The organism is Acidiphilium sp. PM (assembly GCF_000219295.1).
GTDB classification, from domain to species: Bacteria; Pseudomonadota; Alphaproteobacteria; order Acetobacterales; family Acetobacteraceae; genus Acidiphilium; species Acidiphilium multivorum.
Genome location: NZ_AFPR01000141.1, coordinates 1 through 4885, shown reverse-complemented (window position 1 = coordinate 4885; position 4885 = coordinate 1). Strand labels below are relative to the sequence as shown.

At 71.5% G+C, this 4885-nt stretch carries 5 protein-coding genes and 2 pseudogenes; 2 read left to right on the top strand and 5 right to left on the bottom strand.

Annotation, left to right across the window (positions count from 1 at the left end):
- Positions 1-190, bottom strand: a pseudogene (locus APM_RS07020) (hypothetical protein); the annotation flags it as partial.
- A 235-nt stretch (positions 191-425) separates the two neighbouring features.
- Here APM_RS07020 and APM_RS07015 point away from each other — a divergent pair.
- Positions 426-1556 (top strand): mechanosensitive ion channel family protein, encoded by a 1131-nt coding sequence (locus tag APM_RS07015; protein ID WP_007422658.1) that lies wholly within the window; start codon positions 426-428, stop codon positions 1554-1556.
- An 18-nt stretch (positions 1557-1574) separates the two neighbouring features.
- Here the strand turns inward: APM_RS07015 and APM_RS07010 are convergent, their stop codons facing one another.
- The 4 genes from APM_RS07010 to APM_RS06995 all read right to left on the bottom strand — a co-directional run bounded on the left by APM_RS07010 (position 1575) and on the right by APM_RS06995 (position 4337).
- Entirely contained in the window at positions 1575-2153 is a 579-nt protein-coding gene (locus APM_RS07010; protein ID WP_007422657.1) for a nitrile hydratase subunit alpha, read from the bottom strand.
- On the bottom strand, positions 2150-2443 hold the full coding sequence (locus tag APM_RS22920) for an SH3-like domain-containing protein (protein WP_007422656.1): 294 nt from the start codon (positions 2441-2443) through the stop codon (positions 2150-2152). Before APM_RS22920 ends, APM_RS07010 begins: the two co-directional genes overlap by 4 nt.
- On the bottom strand, positions 2437-2763 hold the full coding sequence (locus APM_RS22915; protein WP_007422655.1) for an SH3-like domain-containing protein: 327 nt from the start codon (positions 2761-2763) through the stop codon (positions 2437-2439). The genes APM_RS22920 and APM_RS22915 overlap by 7 nt, the downstream gene beginning before the upstream one ends.
- 146 nt (positions 2764-2909) lie before the next feature.
- On the bottom strand, positions 2910-4337 hold the full coding sequence (locus APM_RS06995; protein WP_007422654.1) for an MFS transporter: 1428 nt from the start codon (positions 4335-4337) through the stop codon (positions 2910-2912).
- Positions 4338-4535: 198 nt separating this feature from the next.
- On the opposite strand from APM_RS06995, the pseudogene APM_RS06990 reads away from it, so the two are divergent.
- Positions 4536-4885: pseudogene (locus APM_RS06990) on the top strand (fumarylacetoacetase); the annotation flags it as partial.

Below are 4885 nucleotides of genomic sequence, written 5' to 3'. Positions count from 1 at the left end.
GGGCGCGGGGACGCGGCTTCGGCGCGCCCTCGGCGAGGATGGCGAAACGCGCGGCCATGCGGCGCAGGCGGGACCAGAGCAGGATGACGAGCGGCTGCGACGCCGGGCCGAACGCGCCCTTCGCGCCGCGCGCGGCGACGGCGCGGCAGAGCCCCTCGATGATGGCGGCGAAGCGGGCGGCGATCGTCATGAACGGAACAAGAACATGAACGGGCGGGGGTGGGCAAGACCCGCCTGCCCCGCCCCGCGCGGGTTTACAGCGGCGGACCCCGCCCCCACCTAACCCGCATCCGCGCCGCCCGAGGCGGCATCGACATCCATCCCGGCCCCGGGACGCGCCTTGGCTTCCGCCCGCCGCCGCGCGGCGCGCATTGCCGCTCCCGGAGCCCGCCCCGCCGGGCGCAACAGCGGAGGAACAAGGACGCATGCAAAAGGTTGTGGCAGGAACGGCATCGTTCTGGGCGGCGCATCTGTCGACCATCATCGGTGTCGCGACCGCGCTGCTGATCGGCATCGCCGGAACGGCGGTGGCGCGGGCGGCGCTCGGGATTCTCGTGCGCTGGTCGGACCGGCACGGCCGCACCTTCCGCGCCGCCATTCTCGGGCACCTGCTGCTGCCGGTGGTGATCGCGGTCTGGGCGCTCGCGGCGTATTTCGCCGCACTCGCCGTGGCGACGCCGCTGCACCTGGTCGGGCTGCTCGGCATCCTGCCCGTCGTGCTCAAGGTGTTCATGCTGCTGACGATCGCCTGGGCGGCGCTGCGCGTCGTCGCGGTCAGCGAGAGCGCCTATCCGGCGCATGTCTGGTCGAAGCGGGGCGAGAACCCGGACCCGATGCTGGTGGACGCCATCGGCAAGATCACGCGCATCCTCGTGGTCGCGGTGATCGGGCTGATGATCCTGCGGGTGCTGAACTTCTCGATCGCCAGCCTGCTGGCCTTCGGCGGGGTGGCCGGCATCGCGGTCGGCTTCGCCGCGCAGGGTGTGACCGCCAACCTGTTCGGCGCGCTGGTGGTCTATCTCGACCGGCCGTTCAAGGTGGGCGAGTGGATCGTGCTGCCGGCGCAGAACGTGTTCGGCACGGTCGAGCATATCGGCTGGCGGACCACCACGCTGCGCGGCTTCGACACCCGGCCCTATTACGTGCCGAACCAGATCTTCAATTCGTCGGTGGTGCAGACGCCGCCGCGGATGCAGGCGCGGCAGATCAACACCACGATCTCGATCCGCTACGCCGATTTCGACCGGCTGGCGGCGATCACCGAGGCGTGCCGCGCGCATGTCGACAACCATCCGGACATCGACCAGTCGCTCGGCGCGATGGTGTATTTCGACCAGTACGGCAACCACGCGCTGCAGATCATGATCTGGTGCTTCACCCGCACCGTGGTGTGGAAGGAATCGCTGGCGATCCAGGAGCGGCTGCTGATCGAGCTGGGGCGGATCGTGCGGCAGCACGGGGCGGAGCTGGCGGTGCCGGTCTCGCAGGTGGAGATTACCTCACCGATGCCGGTGCCGGCCGAGCCGCCGCGGCACCCGGCGATGCAGGCGCGGTGAGCCGGGGCCGGGCGGCGGTCAGGCGCGGGGGCGGGTGACGCCGATCATGTCGCCCTCGCGGACGATGGCGGCGAGCGCGGCCTCGGACCAGCCCTCGGTGCCGGCGGGGCGCATCGGCAGCACCATCCAGCGGTAATCGGCCGTGCTGTCGACGACGCGGATGGCGGTGGCCGCCGGCAGTTCGGTGCCCCATTCGGCGATCAGCCCGCGCGGGTCGCGCACCGCGCGAGCGCGGTAGGCGGCGGACTTGAACCAGAAGGGCGGGTAGCCGAGCACCGCGCGGGGGTAGCAGCTGCACAGGGTGCAGACGACGAGGTGGTGGATGCCCGGCGTGTTCTCGACCACGCCGAGCGGCGGCAGGCCGCGCATCGGGATGTCGAGCAGCTCGGCGGCGCGGGCGCCGTCCGCCAGCATCAGCGCCTTGTAGTCCGGGTCGGTCCAGGCCTTGGCGACCATGCGCGCGCCCTGGGCCGGGCCGCCGCCATCGGTGATGCGGATGCGCTCGGCGATTTCATCCGCCGAGGCGATGGATTTCGCGGCGAGCAGCGACCGCAGGCCGGCAAGCAGCGTCGCGCTGTCCGCCTCGCGCCAGGTCATGCGGCCTCCAGCCAGTGTTCGTAGAGCTCGATCAGGATCTCGTCGCCGGCCGGATGCGGCCAGGGATCGGCGGCGGGCCAGAGATCGGCCTGGCGGAAGCGGACGTGATAGAGTGCGACCGGCTTCGCCGGGCGGGCGAAGGCGAGATCCTCCGGATTGGGAAAGTCGCCGAGATGGCGGACGATTTCGCCGGGGCGGCCGCGCACGTAATGCGGCGTGCGGATGTGGCAGCGCCCGCGCGTCTCCGGCCAGTCGAGCCGGACGCGGACCGGGGTGCCGGCGCTCAGCATGGGGTGTCCCGCGCCGCGGCTTCAAGCGCGGCGTCGAGCTCGGCTTCGGCGATCACCCGCTTTTCCAGCAGGATCGCGCAGATCGAGCGGAGCCAGCGCTCGTAATAGCCGAGGCCGAAATACTGCGCCTCGGGCAGGCTCTCGATGCCGCGGCGCAGCTCGTCGACCGACATGACCTTCTTCTGGCCGAGGATCTGGCGGATGGCGTCGACCTCGCGGTCGAAATCGGTGAGCGCGTGGGGCGAGACGTCGACCGGTTCGCACATGAAGCGCGGCGCGCCGCCGAGATCGTGCATGATGGTGGGCGGGGTGTCGTTCATCGGGCGATGGGATCACGGATCGGCGGCGGCGGCAAGCGGATTCGGCGCCGATGCGCCGGCGCGGCGCGGCGGGCGGGCCGGTCGCGCGATCCGGCTTCCGCCGCTGGTCCGCGCCGGATCTCGGGGCGGGATTTCGGGGCGCGAGGTCAGGGCGAGATGTCGTCGAGCCGGCGGGCGCGGGTGCTGATGCCGAACTGCGCGACCAGCGCCGCCAGCGCGAGGAAGCCGCCGATCAGCAGGAACGCCGCCATGACGCCGAGCCGCGGGATGAGCGGGGCGATCGCGATCATGCCGACGCCGCCGCCGAGATGGCCGATGCCGTCGACCAGGGCGAAGCCGGTGGTGCGCGCGCGGGTCGGGTAGTTCTCGACCGACCAGGCGTAGGCGATCGGCACCCAGACGTTGAAGCCGAAGAAGACGATCATCGCGCCGATCACCGAGAGCCACAGCGTCTGCCCGCCCAGCGCGATGAGCACGCCGCCGCCGAGGGTGATGAGGGCCGCCAGCGGCGTCCAGCGCCGGCGCTCCATCCGCTCGCCCCAGACATAGGCGACGATGGCGCAGAGCACGAAGCCGAACGTGCCCATCGCGGTGATCAGCCCGGCCTCGGGCGGCGGGTAACGCAGGGCGGCGAGCAGCGTGGTGAAGCCGGCGGCGAAGGAATAGACCGTGATGTAGGCGAGGAACCACATCACGGTCAGCAGCAGCGTGCGGTTGCGGTAGGTGGCGTTGCGGAAGATCGCGCTGAAGGGCATCGCCTCCTCGCGCCTTGGTGCGGGCGGCAGGCGCTCGGGCAGCGGCGGCAGCGGGAAGATCGCGTGGGCGCGGGCTTCCATGTCGGCGACGACCTGGCCGGCCTCCTCGAGGCGGCCCTGGGCGATGAGCCAGCGCGGCGATTCCGGCAGCTGGAAGCGCAGCAGCACGCCGACCAGCGCGAGGGCCGCGCCGATGAGATACATCACGCGCCAGCCATCCGGAAAACCCTTGCCGGCGAGGGCGAAGGGCAGGCCGAGCGGCAGCGGCGTGGGCGGCGTGGTCAGCCAGAGGCCGAGCCAGATGCCGGCCACCGCGCCGAGGGCGGAGAAGATGAAGATCATCGAGGTGTAGCGGGCGCGGCCGCCGGCCGGGGCGAGTTCGCCGATATAGGTGTTGACGATGGCGAGGTCGGCGCCGATGCCGACGCCGGTGAAGGCGCGCGCGGCGACGAAGGTGCCGTAGGACTGCACGATGGCGGTGAGCGCCGAGCCGATGCCGGTGAGGATCATCGTCACCAGCAGCAGGTCGCGCCGCCCCATCCGGTCGGCCAGCGGGCTGAGGACCAGCGTGCCGACCACGTAGCCGGCGAGATTGAGCAGCACCGGCAGGCCGATATAGGCGCCCGATTTCGCCGGCGTGCAGCCCGGCACCAGCGCCATGCAGGTCTGGATGAAGGAGACGTTGATGTCGAAGATATCGTAGAAGGTGAAGAGAAACCCGATGCCGATCACCAGCGCGTAGAGCCTGGGCAGGGTCCAGTTCGGGATCCGGTCGAGCCGCGCGAGCAGGAGCCCCGCGGTATTGTCGGTGGCGGTCATGGTTCCTCCCGGTGTTTATCGGGCGCCCGGTCTTGCGCCGGGCCGGCGGAAAGGGTGCAGTGCAAGTGAAACGAAAGTCAACCGCGCGGCGCGGGGCTCCGCCGCAGGAGGATTGCATCGAATGGCGGACGGGACGGGAGAAAAAATTGGGCTTCACGCCGGCAGCGGCAGCGTGACGGCGTGCCGGAGAGACGGCCGATGACGCTGGTCGTCTCCTGGGTGGAGAGTGCCAATACGGCGGGGGCGGCGTTTCCGCTCAACAACCTGCCCTGCGGCGTGTTCTCGACCGCGGGCACGGGGCCGCGCTGCGGGGTGGCGATCGGCGATGCGATCCTCGATGTCGCGGCGCTGGAGCGCGAGGGGGTGCTCGATCTCGCGGGGGCGCCGCTGTTCGCCGAGCCGGCGTGGAACGCGGCGATGGCGGCGGGGCCGCGGACCTGGCGGGCGCTGCGGGGGCGGCTCGCCGGATTGCTCGCGGCGGGATCGCCCCTGCGCGACGCGGTGGCGCCGCACCTGGTGGCGCAGCGGGACGCGCGCCTGCATCTGCC